Source organism: Parafannyhessea sp. LCP19S3_B1 (assembly GCF_052121955.1).
Taxonomy (GTDB): domain Bacteria; phylum Actinomycetota; class Coriobacteriia; order Coriobacteriales; family Atopobiaceae; genus Parafannyhessea.
The window spans coordinates 25,859-41,545 of sequence record NZ_JBQKDH010000017.1 but is presented as its reverse complement, the minus strand read 5'-3'; the positions used below and the strand labels follow the sequence as shown (position 1 = coordinate 41,545).

Below are 15,687 nucleotides of genomic sequence, written 5' to 3'. Positions count from 1 at the left end.
CATCGTCCTCAGGTAGTGCGCCCTCTCCTCGTCGGTGTACCTCGGCGTCCCGTCCATGGCGGCCTCCGTCCCGACCGCGCCCCGCGCGGTCCAACTTTCTGCCGCATTTCCGACGTGTACCATAAATGTTCTAACCATGGCAGGAACTCGCTGATGTGTACCGGAAAATGCAAACTCGGGCCAGACGTGTACCATGAGGAATTAGTCTAATTCCACATAGCATGAGGTAGATGAGCTGCGCGATCAAAGTCTTAACTAACGACCTGGTACACGTCTGACAGTTCCTGACATGGTTCAACTTTCGATGGTACTCGTCTGGCGCGAGTTTGCGGATTCTTGCCAAAAGTGCGCCCATGTGTACCCAGTCCGTACACATCTGACGCGAGCTTGCGGGGCCCCTGCAAACTGGGCCGCGAAGTGTACAGGCGTGTCAACTCGGGTCTCACGTGTACCGACACCGCCCGCACCAGCGCCTTCCGCCCGCACCGCCGCTCGCACCGGCACCCCCCGCGCCGCTCCCCCACGCGCCGCACACCCCCATGCACTACAATGCCAAGCTCGAAACCAACCCCGGCCGCGCGTCCCGCGGCCGCCACCCCACCAGGAGCAACATGACGCCCAAGATGCACCTGTACGTACTGGCCAGCGGATCCAAGGGAAACGCCGCCGTGGTCGACGGCCCGCAAGGCAGCGTCCTCATCGACTGCGGCATCTCGCGCCGCGAGCTTATGCACCGCGCGGACGCGTGCGGCTGCGACCTCGACCGCGTCACGCACGTCCTCGTCACGCACGAGCACTCCGACCACACGCGCGGCCTCCCGGTGCTCAGCAACCACTTCGACGGCGAGCTCCTCGCGACGGCCGGCACCGCCGGAGGCGCAAAGCCCCTGGCCAGCCTCCCGTTCACGCTCGTCACCCACAGCGAGACGCTCGAGCTCGACGGCATGGTCGTCACCACGTTCCCCACCTCGCACGACGTGGCCGACCCGTTTGGCCTGCGCTTCTCCGTGCTCGACGCCGACGGCCAGATAGAGGATTCCATCGGCTGGTGCACGGACACCGGCTACCTCACCGCGGAGGCCCTTGGCCAGCTGCGCGGCGTCCGCATCCTCGGGCTCGAAAGCAACCACGACGTCCAGATGCTCGCCCACGGCCCGTACCCCGCGTGGCTGCGGGCGCGCGTCGGCGGCGACGCCGGCCACCTCTCAAACGACCAGGCCGCGGACGCCCTCCCGCTGCTCGTGACCCAGGACACGGAGATCGTCGTGGCCCTCCACCTCTCGCAGAAGAACAACCGGCCCGCCACCTGCATCCGCACGCTCGCGCAGGCCATGGGCGCCACGGTCCAGCCCGACGCGGATGGCGCGCCGGAGGCCCGCACGCCCGACGGCCTGCTCACCATCTGCGTCGCCAGCCAGGACGAGCCCCTCGCTATCTGGTAGCGGCCTCGCGCTCGCGCAGCTCGCGCCCAAGCCCAATCGTCATCGGGATGGCGACGCTCACGGTGACGACGTCCGCCACGGACTGCGCGGCCTCCACGCCCGCCAGTCCAAACAGGCGCGACATGATCGCGACGGCCGGCGCCAGCGCAAGGCCCAGCCTGCACAGCCCCAGAAACGTGGCCCGCCACATGCGGCCCGTCGTCTGCAGCGCAAAGTTCGTGATCATCGCAACGCCGGTCAGCGCAAGCGTCACGCTCTGAAACCGCAGCGTCACGGTTGCGATCCTTATGACCTCGGGGTCGTTTCTGAACACGCCCACGATCTGCGGGGCAAACGCAAACGTCACCGTGCACACCACCGCGACGATCCCAAATGCGGCCCGGTGCGCAAAGCGCATCCCCTCGCGCACGCGCTCGTAGCGGCCCGCGCCGTAGTTGTAGCCGCACACGGGCTGGAACCCCTGCCCAATGCCAATCTGGATGTAGTTGCCAAAGCTCACTATGCGCTGCACTATGGCGATGGCCGCGATGGCGGCGTCGCCAAACGGGCGGGCGGCGTTGTTCAGCACCGTGATCGCAAACCCGCCCACCAGCTGCCTGGCCAGGGACGGAAGCCCGCCGTTGTTCACCTCGCGCGCAATGTCGCGCCCGCCGGCAAGCGCCCCAATCGAAAGGTGCGCCACGTGGCTTCTCTGCATGCCCGCCACAAGCAGGCAGAAGCTCACAAACTGGCAGATGATCGTCGCCAGCCCCGCGCCGGCGATCCCCAGTCCCGCAACAAATATCAAGAGCGGGGCCAGCCCAAAGTTAAGCACCGCGCCGGACACAAACGCCACCATGGCGTACGCAGACTCGCCCTCAAAGCGCAGCTGCTGGTTCAGCGTCAGCGCGGCGCACATCCACGGCGCACCAACCAGGATCAGCCCGATGTAGGTCCGCGCGTACGGCAGAATCGTGGGCGTCGAGCCGGCCAGCACGCACAGCGGAACCAAGAACACGTGCCCCAGCACGGCAATCGCCACGCCGCACCCAAACGACGCGGTCACGCCCACGGACGCCATCGTGTCCGCCATGCGCTGGTTCTGCATCCCCAGGTACCTCGACATCGCGTTGCCCGTCCCCTGCCCAAAGTAGAACCCAACGGCCTGGATCAGCGTCATCACCACAAACGCCACGCCGATCGCGCCCTCGGCAGAGGTAGAGATCCGCCCAATGAAGAACGTGTCCGCCAGGTTGTAGATCGTGGTCACCAGATTCGACACGATCGACGGCCAGGCAAGCGAAAGAACCAGCCGCGGAATGGGGCTCTCCGTCATCTGGCGATACTTTCGCGCGGCAGTTTCGCTCAACCCGCCCGCCGCACCGGCTCGCCCCGGCTCCCCGACCTCACGCGTCTTCTCCACCCAGCAGGACTTCCCCTCGATTCCACGCGGCGGCAGCCACAGCGCCAGCCACCCGCAAAACTTCTTTCCACCACGATACCGCACGGCCCGGCCGCGCATGCCCGCCATGTGCCCACAACAAGGCGCGCGGGCGAGAAGAACGCGCCGCCTCGCCCCAATTGTTATAGAAATTGTAGCTATTCTCTCGCGGCAACGCTAATGTGCGTGTCGAGGTGTCATATCCTAGTGCGGTCAAGCAGAGCCCTCGCACAGAAGGAGAGTCCCATGTCCGATCCCAAGAAGCAGCTCGCCGGCGCCGTCGTCGCCCTCGGCGCCACCATCACCGAGGCCATGGACGCCGTCCCCGGCTTCGTCCCCTGCGGCACGCCCGCCCAGGTCATCGTCGATGCCATCCGCACCTACGCGGACGGCGACGACGCCTCGGCAACCGGCACCGCCCAGGACGTCCTCGGCTTCGTCCAGCACGTCAGCGAGCACCGCGGCGTCACCGCCCACCAGGCGGCAGACGTGGACGCGCTCTCCGCCGAGCAGTCCCAGCTCGCCCAGAAGGTCGTCGCCCTCGCCACCTCCGCAGAGGCCGCGTCGCTCGACCCCGCTCGCACGGAGTGGATGTACCGCGCGCTCGGCGCGCTCGAGCCCGGCAGCGCCAAGGCGGCGGACCTCCTCGCCCAGGCGTAACGTCCCACGCGCCTCGCGACCGCACGCACAAGGGGAGCCCGTCGGCATTTCGCCGGCGGGCTCCCCTTTCGCTCAAACTCGGCCTATGCGGCCACTCGCGTCTCCGCGCGCTTCGTTAGAAGTTCACGGGCTCGTCGTAGTAGCAGCAGGTCAGAATCTTCTCGAAGTCCTCGGGCTTCGTCTCGCGCGGGTTCTCGGGCGTGCAGGCGTCCAGCGCGGCGTTCGCGGCGATCTGGGGCAGCTTCTCCTTGAACTCGGCCTCGGAGACCATCACGGGCTCGCCCGTGGCGTCGGCCTTCACGCCGCCGTTGGCGTAGTTCTTGATGCCCTGCGGAATGTTCAGCTTGTCGTTCATGTTGCGGATCTCCTGGACCAGGGAGTCAACGAGCTGGTCGTCGGTCTCGCCCGGCAGGTGCAGGATCTCCTTGGCAACGTACGCGTAGCGCTCCTTGGCGCGGGAGTCCTTGGAGTTCCACTGGATGGCCTTGCCCAGGTACATGGCGTTCGCGCAGCCGTGGATGATGTGCCCGTTCTCAAAGGCCGCGCCGGTCTTGTGCGCCATGGAGTGCACGATGCCCAGCAGGCCAGAAGAGAACGCGATGCCGGCCAGGCACTGCGCCTCGTGCATGTGCTGACGGGCCTCCTTGTCGCCGGTGTAGGAAATCGGCAGCCAGTGGTGAATCTCGCGGATGCCGTGCAGGGCGTCGGCGTCGGTGAACATGGAGGCCGCCGTCGAGACGTACGCCTCCAGGCAGTGGGTCAGCGCGTCCATGCCGGTGTGCGCGCACAGCTTCGCGGGCATGCTGTAGGTCAGCTCGGGGTCGACGATTGCCACGTCAGGCGTGATCTCGAAGTCGGCGATCGGGTACTTGATGCCCTTGTGGTAGTCGGTGATGATGCTGAACGCGGTCACCTCGGTCGCGGTGCCAGACGTAGAGCTGATTGCGCAGAAGTGGGCCTTGTGGCGCAGCTCGGGAATGCCAAAGACCTTGCACATGTCCTCGAAGGTGCACTCGGGGTACTCGTACTTGATCCACATGGCCTTCGCGGCGTCAATGGGCGAGCCGCCGCCAATTGCAATGATCCAGTCGGGGCCAAACTCCTGCATGAAGGCGGCGCCCTTCATGACGGTCTCGACGGACGGGTCAGACTCGACGCCCTCAAACAGCTTCACCTCGAAGCCGGCGTCCTCCAGGTCCTTCTGGACGTCCTGAAGGAATCCACCGCGGCGCATGCTGTGTCCGCCAGAGACGATGACGGCCTTCTTGCCCTTCAGGTTCTTGACCTCGTGGCGAGACCCCTCGCCAAAGTACAGATCACGCGGGTTGGTAAAACGGCCCATAGTAAGCTCCCTACGCTTGTGCCCGCCGCCTCGTGCGACAGGCTGGTTTCCGTACACACGTAGGCATATCACATTCCGACGCCCCCGTCGGTAACTATTCGGTAATTATGTCCTAAAAATTGCCGGATGAAGCATTAAAATGAATTGAACCTAAGCAAAGGGCTAAATTTATTGAAAATAGTTGTCCACCAATCAGTGGACAACCCACCACGCGGAACTCCGCGCACAGGGAGGGCGAGAAGAGCATGGCCACGTTCCTCAATGACAGTCCCGTCTTTGGGCCGGTCCGCAGCAGGCGCCTCGGGGTCTCCCTCGGCGTGAACCTCATGCCCTCGACGGGCAAGATCTGCACATTCGACTGCATCTACTGCGAAAACGGCTTCAACTCCCAAAGGCGCACGCGCGACGGCTACGCCACACTCGAGGACGTCACCTCGGGGCTCCGTGCCTCGCTCGAGCTCATGGCCTCGGACGACGACCTGCCAGACGTCATCACCTTCGCCGGCAACGGCGAGCCCACGGCAAGCCCCATCTTCCCCAAGGCGGTCGAGGCCGCGATCGCGCTTCGCGACGAGCTCGCGCCGGCCGCAAAGATCGCCGTGCTCTCAAACGGCACGTTCGCGGACAGGCCCGCCGTCCGCGACGCCCTGTTCAAGGTGGACGACAACATCCTCAAGCTCGACGCCCACGCAGACGCCCTCGCCCGCGCGCTCAATAGGCCCAGCATCCCCTACTCCGTGGAGCACCAGGTACAGGCGTACGCCGCGTTCGACGGCCACGTCATCGTCCAGACCATCTTCCTCGAGGGCACGTTCGAGGGCCGCGACGTCTCCAACACCTCGTACGACCAGGTCAGCGAGTGGCTCGAGGACGTCAAGCGCATCGCCCCGCAGTACGCCACCATCTACACCATCGCCCGCGACACCCCCGCGCCGGACCTCCGCAAGGCCAGCCGCAAGACCATGGACGCCATCGCAGACCGCGTCCGCGCCGCCGGCATCCGCTGCCAGGTCTCCTACTAGCCCCGGCACCCAGCGCCCACGCCGCAACCGACATTTTTCGCCATCTACCTGCACTTCTCAACATACTGAGTAAATTTACTCAGTATGTTGAGTATACTTACTCAATACGTTGAGAAGCGCAGGGAGGGCAGCATGTTCCAGAGGCACCAGGTGCAGACAATCGTCTCACGCATGCGCGAGGTCGAAAACCCGCTCATCCAGGTGGTCGTGGGCCCAAGGCAAACGGGAAAGAGCACCATGCTCACGCAGGCGCTCGATCAAATCGACCTGGAGCACAGCTACGTCAGCTCGGACGATGCCATCGTGCCCAGCGCGGAGTGGCTGCAGACAGAGTGGCAGCAGGCACGCAACATGACGGGCGGCGGCAAGCGCCCCGTGGTGCTGGTCGTGGACGAGATCCAGAAGATCCCGCACTGGCCAACGGTCGTGAAGGGTCTCTACGATGCCGACCGCCGCAACGGCACGCCCGTACGCGCAGTGCTCAGCGGCTCGTCCTCCCTGCTGCTGCACAGGGGACTGGAGGATTCCCTCATGGGTCGCTTCGAGCTCATCAGGTCGCCCCACTGGAGCCTAAAGGAGTGCTCGCAAGCGTTTGGGTACAGCCTGGAAGACTACCTCTACCTCGGCGGCTACCCGGGGGCGGCCATCTTCGCAAAAGACGAGAAGCGCTGGGCCTCGTACGTGCGCGACGCGATAATCGAGCCCACCATCTCGCAGGACGTCCTCGCGCTCGGCCGGGTGCGCAAGCCCGCGCTCATGCGTGCCCTCTTCCGGCTGGGCGCCACGTACTCCGGCCAGGAGCTCTCGTACAACAAGATGCTCGGCCAGCTGCAGGACGCGGGCAACACCACCACGCTCGCCCACTACCTCGATCTCCTTGGCAAGGCAGGCGTGCTCTGCGCGCTTCCCAAGTACGACGAGAAGCCCGTCACGCGCCGCAAGAGCTCCCCGCGCCTCATGGTGTTCGACACGTCGCTCATGACGGCAACAGATGGGCTTGGCAGGGCAACGTACGCCGCGGATAGCGCGCGGCGCGGTCACCTCGTCGAGTCGGCCGTCGGCGCCCGTCTTCTTGCGCGTGCGCCTGAGGAGGGCTTCAGCCTCTTCTGGTGGCGCGAGGGTACGAGCGAGGTCGACTTCGTGGCCGTCAGAAACGCTTCGATCTCCGCAATCGAGGTCAAGGGCGGCAGCGAGTCTCGTCAGGGCGGCATGGCGCAGTTCCTCTCCAGGCACCCCCAGGCAAAGCGCATCGTCGTGGGCGACAGCTCCTCGGGAGCCTGCACCTTGGACGATTTCCTCCGTGACCGCGTGCCCCTTTTCTACTAAGGCTTCCGTTAGGAGCGTCCCCATGCCGCATGATGACCAAAACGCCCTCTGCATAGCGCCTGCGACGGAGCTGGAAGAGGAGCGTATCCACACCCTCCTTCGCACGTACAACGCACGTCACTGGCCGCAGGACATACCGTCGCTTTCGCTCACCGCGCAGGCCGAGGGTGAGCTCGCGGGCGGCATCGTGGCATACCTCGTGGCAGATACCGTGGAGGTCGAGTAGCTGTTCGTGCAGGAGCGCTTCCGCGGTTGCGGCGTCGCACGCGCCCTCCTCGCCCGCGTCGAATCCCAGGCGAAAGAGCGCGGCGCCAAGAAGGTCCTCCTCAACACGTATGGCTTCCAGGCTCCAGGCCTCTACAGGCACCTCGGGTTCCAAGAGGTAGCCACCGTCGACGACGTGCTCGGCACCAGCTGGAATATCTTCCTCAAGCACATCTAGCCACAGAGGGGTACGCTCGGCTCAAAGCCCACGCCAAGCATCTTACGTATAGGTAATGTTCCTTCAAGACGAAGCGAAATCGTACGTATGCGTACTATAGGGCTGCGCCGATGCATGACTGGACGCAAGGAACTCATCATTCCGAGACGAATTAAAGATCCGAGACACGTTTGAGGCGCTGTCGCCCCGCGCGGAGCTCACCCATTTGTCAACGACCCGGGGCCTTTTCCTATCACGTAAGCGAGCGGCAGGATGGTGCAAGAACAGTCCGATTTCCGAAACGCATGTAATGTCTGCCATAAGCAGTAGCCCTCCTATATTGGCGGGACGACGTCCTCCCGGCAATATCATTCGAAGGGAGTCACTCGAATCGCAATAAAGAACGGGCGCTGATGGACATTTCCATCCACGCCCGCTTTTGATTTGTTCGGCGAGGCTTAATTGGTCTCTCCACTACCCCGTACCTACGTCATCCGCCTAGCAACCCATTCGTGCGTCCGCCAAGCGAACTGCCAGCTCTCCGACTATCTCACCCAGCTAGAAACTTGCCAGCTTCCTTCGAGCGAGAAGCACGGCCGTCGCGACGACTATCGCCATGCCAGTCGCCAGATATCGCCCTGCTCCAGAGCCGCCAGTCTTAGGAAGCACGTATCCCTCCGGCAACGTGTTGGTCACCACAATCGTTCCCGTCTGGATGCCCTCGTTGTTCGCATAGGCGACCGTATAGCCAGATGGTCCAGAGACCTCCTCGACGGTATAGTAGAGCGTGTGCCCCTCTGCATCCTTCGTCTGCAGGTCGTCCCAGTCGTGAGACCAGGTCGGGGACGCAAGCGTAACCGCATCCCCATGGGCGGTCTTGTTTGTCAGGATGTCATCGGGCTTTTCCTTTTCGCTAACAGTGATGTTGCTGCCATTGACGGAACTGCCAGGCTCCAACACGACTATAGATAGCGATGCCCCGTTTGTCGCCGCCGAGGGAACCGATACCTCTGTGTACTCAACATTATTGTTCGCATATGGGATGGGAGCGTCGTCCCCAATCGCAACCGAAAATGCGATTCCCCAATTGCTGACCTTCATCTTGAAAGCCGTCCCGCGCTTAACCTTCTCCGTGATGGTCTTGTCTTTTGCCCAACTCCTATCCGATTCATTAACGGCCCGGGCGGTTATGGTCACCGTGCAGGTATCATCCGGGTCGCTTTTCTGTGTGTTCTGATAGAGCTGCACCTTCACCGAGGCGTCCTTCGGCGCCAAGGCGTCCGCTCCATCCGAATTGGCCCATTTCTTTCTCACGGTCAAGCGCGTGTAAGTGTTGGGGATGTACAGAGCACCACCGCTGTAGTTGATGAAGGTGACGTCAGACTTCTGAACTGAGGGCACATACCCCACCTTCGCCCATGCGTCATCGACGGATTCGTTGCTATTCCCGCGAACGACAAAGTAGTGCGGAGTCTCGTCCAGCCTATAACCAGCCGGTGCTTTCGTCTCGACCACACGGAAAAGCGCGTCCGTCGTAACCTTCGCGTTGTTTGCATTCAGGTCCCAGGAGAGCATGCCGTAATCGCTCTTGCCCGCGTCCGCGCCCGTCTTCTCTGTCGCACTCACCGTCTTCCAGCCGCTGGAGCTGTCCCACTTCGCTAGCGTGAAAGTTGCTCCAGGTAGCAGCGTCCGATAGTTGTCGCTGTCGACTTTGTAGAGCGTGACATGCCGTCGGTTTGCCGTAGCAGAGTGTGTAATGTTTTTCAGCTTGGTCATCTTTTCCGAAGACCACTGGCCACTGAGGTTGACCGAGTTGCTGACGTCATACCCCTCAACCACCGCAGATTTGTCGATGCGCTCCTCATATCCGAGGACGCAGGCGAGTGCATCGGGGACCCTGACGGTCATTACACCCTTCGCCGCATCATATGTAACCGAGTAACGACTTTTATCGATTTCTGCACCCTTGTGGTTTTCCGCATCTGGCCGGTAGGCATAAAGATGGATGGTGTCCATCAGCAGCTCAGGAGAATAACGGTTCGCATCGCCAAAGGTGTCTGTCAGCACCAAGGTGTCAGAGCTCTTATCAAGATTCTTCCCAGCTGGGTTTATGTCAACGTAGTAACGCATGATGTTGGTCGGCGACCCATTAGATGTGACCTGCTCGCCTGTCTTCACGACGTTTTGAACGTCACGGGTTACCGTTGTCGTCTGCGTGTCCTTATGGCCATTCCACTCCGCCGTATTGGAGTAGGTTCTACGATCAACCTTAAGGTCGCTCCACTCACTATCCTGGGCAACAGAGGTCTTGTAGTGGATCGCGACGAGTGGATAATCTTCGGTATATTTGTAGTCTTTAATCGTGAAGATGACAGTCGTCGTACCATCATCGTTTTGCTTGGTCGTATACGTCGGATTCGTCCCTTTGGCGAAGCTCGTGCCTTTATAGTTCGTCTCGTGCTCGTCGTATTCACTCCTGAAGAAGCGACCCCAAACCTCGCCGTCAACGATGGACATACCAGCGGGCAGCGTGTCTTTCACCGTGATGGTTCTGCCAGTCTTGCTATCGGTGTTCAGGATGATGCGGTACTCAAGCTGGCTATTCGAAACGGAGTCGAGTTTCTTCGTGACGGTGCCACCAGCAAAGTGCCCATCTCCGTTGCCGTCCAAGACGCGGACTTCCTTGTCGACCGCCTTAGGAATCGTAAAGTTCGTCGTTGCAGTCGATTTCTTATCTCCAACTGCACCCGTATTCGAGGCCTTCCACGTCTGGCCCTCGCTGCCTTCGGAAGTGGCCATATGGGTCGGATAGTTATTGAGCGTCATGTTCTTTGCGACAACCTCGACACCATTCGCAACCGTCACATTGACAACGAACCGCTTGATCTTCGTGCGATAGTTAGCGTCGTTTGGCACTACCTTCTTGTTGTCCTTATCAAAATAGCTCACTTTGATTGTGACATCGTCGGTTTCAAATTCTTGGCCTTTCCTAATCTGGTGCGCCTTGTTGCTCCAATATCCGCGATAGACATAGGTCGACCCATCGGCCAGGTTGATTGCAAGATTCTGATTCTTTGCCAGATATTTATCGAGCTCGCCAGCCCAAGCACAATGACTGTCCGCTCCGAGGTCGCCCCTGTTGCCGTCGGTTGCGTTGTTGATAGTGTCGGTATAAGTGAAGCTCTCGAGTTTGGTGTCAGGCAGCGTAACGGTGGATGTCCACGTTGCTTTCCGATCTTTACCTTCACTCGTATCGGCACCATGTGCCTTCGTTACCTCGAGCGTGCGGTGCTTAACATAGGCCGTGCCAGTGCCGCTCGACGTGCCGCCAGACTTGTCCTGTGTAGTGGCAGTATTCTCTACTTTCCTGTTTTCCGACGGTGCCGTCGTGGAATATGTAATCTTGTATTCCTGCCTTTTCTGCGCATCGCTTAGTGCTCTGCCGGACGCGTCGGTCAAAGGGAATGTGTAGTTGATGCTCGAATCGCCCTTCTTGCCACCCGCCGTCAGGACTGTACCGTCAGCGCCCTTGATCTCATATGGACCTGTCAGCTTCGTCCCCTCAGGCAGGTTGTCTGCAACGCTCTGCCCCGCGATGTCGCTGCCATTCGGATTAACGGTAATATCCCAGTGGATAAGGTTGTTTTCGCCATCATACCAGCCGCTTTTGCTGGTCTTAGTTCCCCAGCTTAGAGACTTCGTGTCACTGCTTGCCTGGTTTCCGCTCGTGCCCTCCGCCTTGTTGCTGATGCCGCCATTGCTGGTGCCGGAAGTCGGTGCAACACTCACCTCATAGCTGACAACATACTTCTCACCTTTGCCCAGGGCGGGCAGGCTTTCGATGCTAAGGGTGTTGTTCTCATATTTGGGGTTAGCATTGCTGACCGTGGTTTCTTTGCCTGATGGATCGAGCCTCTTCACCACGAGACTATTTTTTTCGAAGCTCGCTGATGCGTTTGTAGAAGAGAGCGTGTCTTTGATGTTGACGACGGTTCCCGTTCCGCTGTTCGAAGAAGCAGTCACAGTATATTTAATCTTCTTTTGCGTACTATCAGCGAACGCCGCCGTTTTGCTTATCGAAAGGTCATGCGTCTCCGCCTCGGTTCTCTTGTTGACCTTGATGGTCGTCGAAGCATTGCCAAAGCTTATGGTCCCACTCTCTCCGCCAGAGAGCTGGGAAACCGTCCCCATGAACGTCACCGTTCCGTCGACGGAACCATCGTCCGCCATGACCTTGTCTTGGTCGAACACGATCTTGATGGTGCCATCCGTGCCAATCGTGTAGGAACCAACCTCCACGTTATCCTTGTTTGTTACGCGCCCCTGGCTTTCGGTATCCACTGCAACACCATTGGGAAGCTTGTAATAAATCGTCCTTCCTGCCTCAGTCGTACCGTCGAGCAGATCAGCAGGCAGAACGTAAGCCAAAGAGACTTGCACCGAATCGCCTTCGGTGACCTCAGTCGCCGCCGTCCACTTTCCATTGACGACCTTCTCGACCGTGGCGTTCGTGATATAGGAACTGAAGTCCTTACCGGCTGGCTCAGAACCGGATCCCGACGAAGCAAGCAGCGCTACTGGAGCAGCTTTTGCCGCTGCAACTTTATGTGCCGTCGCACTTTCCTTTGATGCGTCATTTGCATCGGCGCTTTCTGAGGGAGCGGCAGCATCTGGCAGAGATTCGCTTTCGCTGCTGGTTCCGCCGAGTGACGCCACATCCTCCTCCGCAGACGCCTTAGTCACATGCAACACGCGCGCATTGCCGAGCCTGAGTGCGACGCTTCCGTTGTTATTCAGCAATAGATTGTCGAAGGTAAAGTCGAGGTCCACGAAGCCCGAGACCTCGATCGCCTGCGAGCCTGTCGCCACAGCATCACCGCTCTCCACCGCCGAGGAGGAAGAGTCTCCGCCATCCACTGAATCCAAAGCAGCAGAGTCAAGCGTGAGAGTAAGGACGTTTCCTTTGATGGTGGCAGAGCCAATCTGGGTATCACCAGTCTCATCGGCCGTCCCAGCGTCTGTCCCATCAAAAACTGCTATGGTCTCGCCTTTTGTAGTGTCGGGAAGCGCAAGACCCTCAGGAAGCCTGTACGAGATGGCTTCCTGATCGTCAAGCTGATCCGAAGAAAGCTTGAAGGCGAGGCGCAGTCTGAGCACCGAGTCTTCGGCAACGGGCACGTTTTCATCGACTGCCGTCCAACCAGACTCGCCCGTGCCGGCAATCTCCCAATAAAGTCGGGTATCATCGGTCATCGCATCATTCAGGGCATCCTGCCCCGCGAGCGCGTTGGCGTTGCCCACCAGAAGCGCGCTCACCGTTGCCACAAGCACCACCGCAAGCGCGCCGGCGGCAATGCACCACCTGCGAAGCTTTCGGTTGTCTGCCAGCATCCTTGCGGCCCTATCAAGTATGTTGCTCATGCCTGCTCCTACCCGCATGTTTGTGTGCTGCTCGCAAGCCTCCCTTTAGGAGGACTGCGAGCAACCCACCCACCGCTTGCTACCGAACGACCCCTCCACGTACAGCAAGAGGTCGAAGTGATCGTCGAACTTCGAGCTCGTCGTGCCGGCGTCCACGACGGAGTACGTCCTGCCCGCACCGTCTACCTGCACAAAGCGAATCTCTTCTCCCTTGCGCAGCGCCTGTATGGCAGATGTCTGCCACGGGCGGCAGCGCACTACGAGCTCCCCGGCGCGGCCTTCTTCCAGCGAGGGCGCAAGCCCAGTGGCGGAGCCCGGCGCGGCGACGGGCGTATCCAGCCCCGCCCCCGCCGCCACAAGGCGGCCGGCCACGTCCACGCCGTCCACCTGCAGAACCGGCAGATCCGCCACGCTTGCGGCGACCGTGCCACCGGACGCGGGAGTCACGCGCTCCAGCCGCGCGAGCGCGCGCGAGCAGAACGCCTTGCCGCGCGCCTCCTCTTGCGACGCCTGGGCAACGCCGTACCCCCAGGCGAGAAGACCGGTCGCCACAAGCGCAAGCCCCACGCAGACGGCGAGCCTCCACCGGCCGCCGCCGCGCGGCTCCGCGGCACCGCGTGTATGTGCTCCACGCCCTGGCATCAACGCGCGTCCTCCCTGCGCCTGGACCAGAGGCCCGCGAGCGCGAGCGCAGCCCCCGCGCACATGAGCGCGGCCGGCAGCGCAACGCCGTTGGGGTCGCCGGTCTTTGTGACAGCCGAGCCGCCCTTTGAGCCGGAACCACCGGAGTGGCTTCTGCCACCGCCACCGCCGGGGGTCGTGGGCTTGCTGTTGGTGAGCTGGAAGTTGACGCCTGCGTCCGCGGACTTGGGCGTGGCCTGCGCCTGGTTGAGCGAGCACGTGTAGCCCGCGGGAACGCCAAGCTCGCGCACGGACCACGTGCCCTCGCCGTCCCACGCAAACGTCCAGCCGTTGCTTGCGTCCAGCCTTACCTGCTTGTAGAGCTTGGTGCCGTTGTAGATGGCAACCGTGACGGAGGCCGGGCGGGCGGATGCCCTGTCTCCACGCCACAGCTTGGTGACGCGGTTGTGGTACGTGCGCGCGGGCGTCACCTCGAACTTTGCGTCTACCTTGCAGTCCGTTGCATACGTCCAGCCGTCAAGGCGCGGCACAATCACCAGGTTGGGACGTGCGGTGTACGTGCTGTCGACCATGACGGCCGCGTCTGCAACCAACAGGTACATGCCGGGATCGAGCTCATCAAAGCGCGCGGTGCCGCCGGCGGCCTTGGCATCGGCCTTCTTGAACACCGCGGGGTCCGCAGCCACGTAGCCCGCGTAGCTTGCCGCCGCGCGCGCCAACTCTTGGGCATCGGTCTTCTCGCCAAAGGCGGCGGGATCGACGCCCGTGTCTACCACGGCCTGCGACAGCGCGTCTTCCGCCACGAGCGATCCGTCCGCCTGCATGCGCGCCACGCGATACAGGTGGAAGGTCTGGCCGTCTGCCGGACACTTCTGCACCGTGAGGCTGCACGTGGCCCCCTCTGGCACGCGCTCCGCCGCTTGTGCCGCCACGGGCGCCGCCACAAGCGCGGCCACGGCAACCGCCAGCGTCACCGCGGCGGCCGCACGACCCAGCGCCCTCGCCAAGCCCGCGCGCGTTCTGTCTAGTGTGAGCGTCACCTTTGCGCTCCCTTCCCAGCCGTGGAACCCTCGTCCTTCTCGCCCGCCGGCGCGCTCTCCGCCACGCCGCGAGCGCGACGCCGGCCGCGCACCAGCCGCGTCAGCGCCAGCACCGCGGCCGCGAGCGCCGTCACCAGAGCCGCCACAAGCACGGGGCTCACGAGCGAGGTGTCCCCCGCCGCAAGCGCCGCCGTGCGGTTGGGCACGCGGTGGCCACGCACCAGCAGGCGGTGCGTGTTGACGCCGTACGGCGTGCACGTAACCAGCGTGCACAGGTCAAGGCCGTCGTCTATCGCAAGGTCGTCCAGCTTGTCCGGCAGCACGACCCTGATCTGGTCCACCTGATACGTCAGCGTCTTTCCAAGGACATTGATCATGAAGAGGTCTCCCTCGCGCAGCTGGTCAATGTCCGTGAAGAGGCGCGCGGACGGAAGCCCGCGGTGTCCGCTGATAACGCAGTGCGTGCCCAGGCCGCCCACCGGCAGCGACGAGCCGGGGATGTGCCCAATGGCAACCTGCAGAATGGCGCTGTCCGTGCCGTGGTAGATGGGAAGCGACACGCTGATCTTGGGAATCTGCACGTAGCCCATGATGCCCGTGCCCGTCACGTCCAGCGTAGAGTCGTAGCACTTTGTCTGGGCGGCAGACATCCTAAAGCGACTGTCATCGTGCGGCAGAGACTCGTTGTACGCCACGGCCGCGTCCCACAGCTCCTTGTTGCGCTTGGCCGAGTTGTCCTGCACCGCCTTCTGGTACGTCGCAATCGCCTGGGTCTGGTGCATGGAGTTCCACCAGTCGCTCACGGTGGGATACAGCAGCAGCCCCACGCCAAAGAGAAGGACGCAGCCAAGGAGAAGGTCGAGCGCGTGCGCCCTCAGCCACTTTGCCATGGTGCGTCCTCCTCTCTGTTGCTTGGGCGGGGGCGGCTCCCGCTGGAGCCGCCGCTCGCAC

Annotated in this window: 12 protein-coding genes; 6 read left to right on the top strand and 6 right to left on the bottom strand. The window is 62.2% G+C overall.

Features of this window, described 5'->3' with window-relative positions:
- Window positions 1-611: 611 nt before the first annotated feature.
- Entirely contained in the window at window positions 612-1,442 is an 831-nt protein-coding gene (locus ACTQWE_RS09555) for an MBL fold metallo-hydrolase (RefSeq protein ID WP_441857062.1), read from the top strand.
- On the opposite strand, the gene ACTQWE_RS09550 is transcribed toward ACTQWE_RS09555, so the two are convergent.
- Window positions 1,432-2,757 (bottom strand): MATE family efflux transporter, encoded by a 1,326-nt coding sequence (locus ACTQWE_RS09550; RefSeq protein WP_441921657.1) that lies wholly within the window; start codon window positions 2,755-2,757, stop codon window positions 1,432-1,434. The two genes, ACTQWE_RS09555 and ACTQWE_RS09550, sit on opposite strands and share 11 nt — an antisense overlap.
- A gap of 351 nt (window positions 2,758-3,108) precedes the next feature.
- Between ACTQWE_RS09550 and ACTQWE_RS09545 the strand changes: the two genes are divergently transcribed.
- Complete coding sequence (locus ACTQWE_RS09545; RefSeq protein ID WP_441857060.1) at window positions 3,109-3,522, top strand: hypothetical protein; 414 nt, start codon at window positions 3,109-3,111, stop codon at window positions 3,520-3,522.
- Between the two features lie 115 nt (window positions 3,523-3,637).
- On the opposite strand, the gene ACTQWE_RS09540 is transcribed toward ACTQWE_RS09545, so the two are convergent.
- Complete coding sequence (locus tag ACTQWE_RS09540) at window positions 3,638-4,864, bottom strand: iron-containing alcohol dehydrogenase (protein ID WP_170104587.1); 1,227 nt, start codon at window positions 4,862-4,864, stop codon at window positions 3,638-3,640.
- A gap of 245 nt (window positions 4,865-5,109) precedes the next feature.
- On the opposite strand from ACTQWE_RS09540, the gene ACTQWE_RS09535 reads away from it, so the two are divergent.
- From ACTQWE_RS09535 to ACTQWE_RS09520, 4 genes are all read left to right on the top strand, one after another.
- On the top strand, window positions 5,110-5,886 hold the full coding sequence (locus ACTQWE_RS09535) for a radical SAM protein (RefSeq protein ID WP_441857059.1): 777 nt from the start codon (window positions 5,110-5,112) through the stop codon (window positions 5,884-5,886).
- Window positions 5,887-6,018: 132 nt separating this feature from the next.
- On the top strand, window positions 6,019-7,212 hold the full coding sequence (locus ACTQWE_RS09530; protein ID WP_441857058.1) for an ATP-binding protein: 1,194 nt from the start codon (window positions 6,019-6,021) through the stop codon (window positions 7,210-7,212).
- Window positions 7,213-7,234: 22 nt separating this feature from the next.
- On the top strand, window positions 7,235-7,438 hold the full coding sequence (locus ACTQWE_RS09525) for a hypothetical protein (protein WP_441857057.1): 204 nt from the start codon (window positions 7,235-7,237) through the stop codon (window positions 7,436-7,438).
- A 6-nt stretch (window positions 7,439-7,444) separates the two neighbouring features.
- Window positions 7,445-7,654, top strand: coding sequence for a GNAT family N-acetyltransferase (locus ACTQWE_RS09520; protein ID WP_441857056.1), 210 nt, complete (start codon window positions 7,445-7,447; stop codon window positions 7,652-7,654).
- 537 nt (window positions 7,655-8,191) lie between these two features.
- Here ACTQWE_RS09520 and ACTQWE_RS09515 read toward each other — a convergent pair.
- The 4 genes from ACTQWE_RS09515 to ACTQWE_RS09500 are packed head-to-tail and all read right to left on the bottom strand — an operon-like array spanning window position 8,192 to window position 15,626.
- Window positions 8,192-13,054: a Cna B-type domain-containing protein gene (locus ACTQWE_RS09515; protein ID WP_441857055.1), complete on the bottom strand. Its 4,863-nt coding sequence runs from the start codon at window positions 13,052-13,054 to the stop codon at window positions 8,192-8,194.
- A 45-nt stretch (window positions 13,055-13,099) separates the two neighbouring features.
- Entirely contained in the window at window positions 13,100-13,696 is a 597-nt protein-coding gene (locus ACTQWE_RS09510; protein ID WP_441921655.1) for a hypothetical protein, read from the bottom strand.
- Window positions 13,696-14,736 (bottom strand): Cna B-type domain-containing protein, encoded by a 1,041-nt coding sequence (locus ACTQWE_RS09505; protein WP_441921653.1) that lies wholly within the window; start codon window positions 14,734-14,736, stop codon window positions 13,696-13,698. The genes ACTQWE_RS09510 and ACTQWE_RS09505 overlap by 1 nt, the downstream gene beginning before the upstream one ends.
- Window positions 14,733-15,626 (bottom strand): class C sortase, encoded by an 894-nt coding sequence (locus tag ACTQWE_RS09500; protein WP_441857052.1) that lies wholly within the window; start codon window positions 15,624-15,626, stop codon window positions 14,733-14,735. Before ACTQWE_RS09500 ends, ACTQWE_RS09505 begins: the two co-directional genes overlap by 4 nt.
- Between the last annotated feature and the right edge of the window lie 61 nt (window positions 15,627-15,687).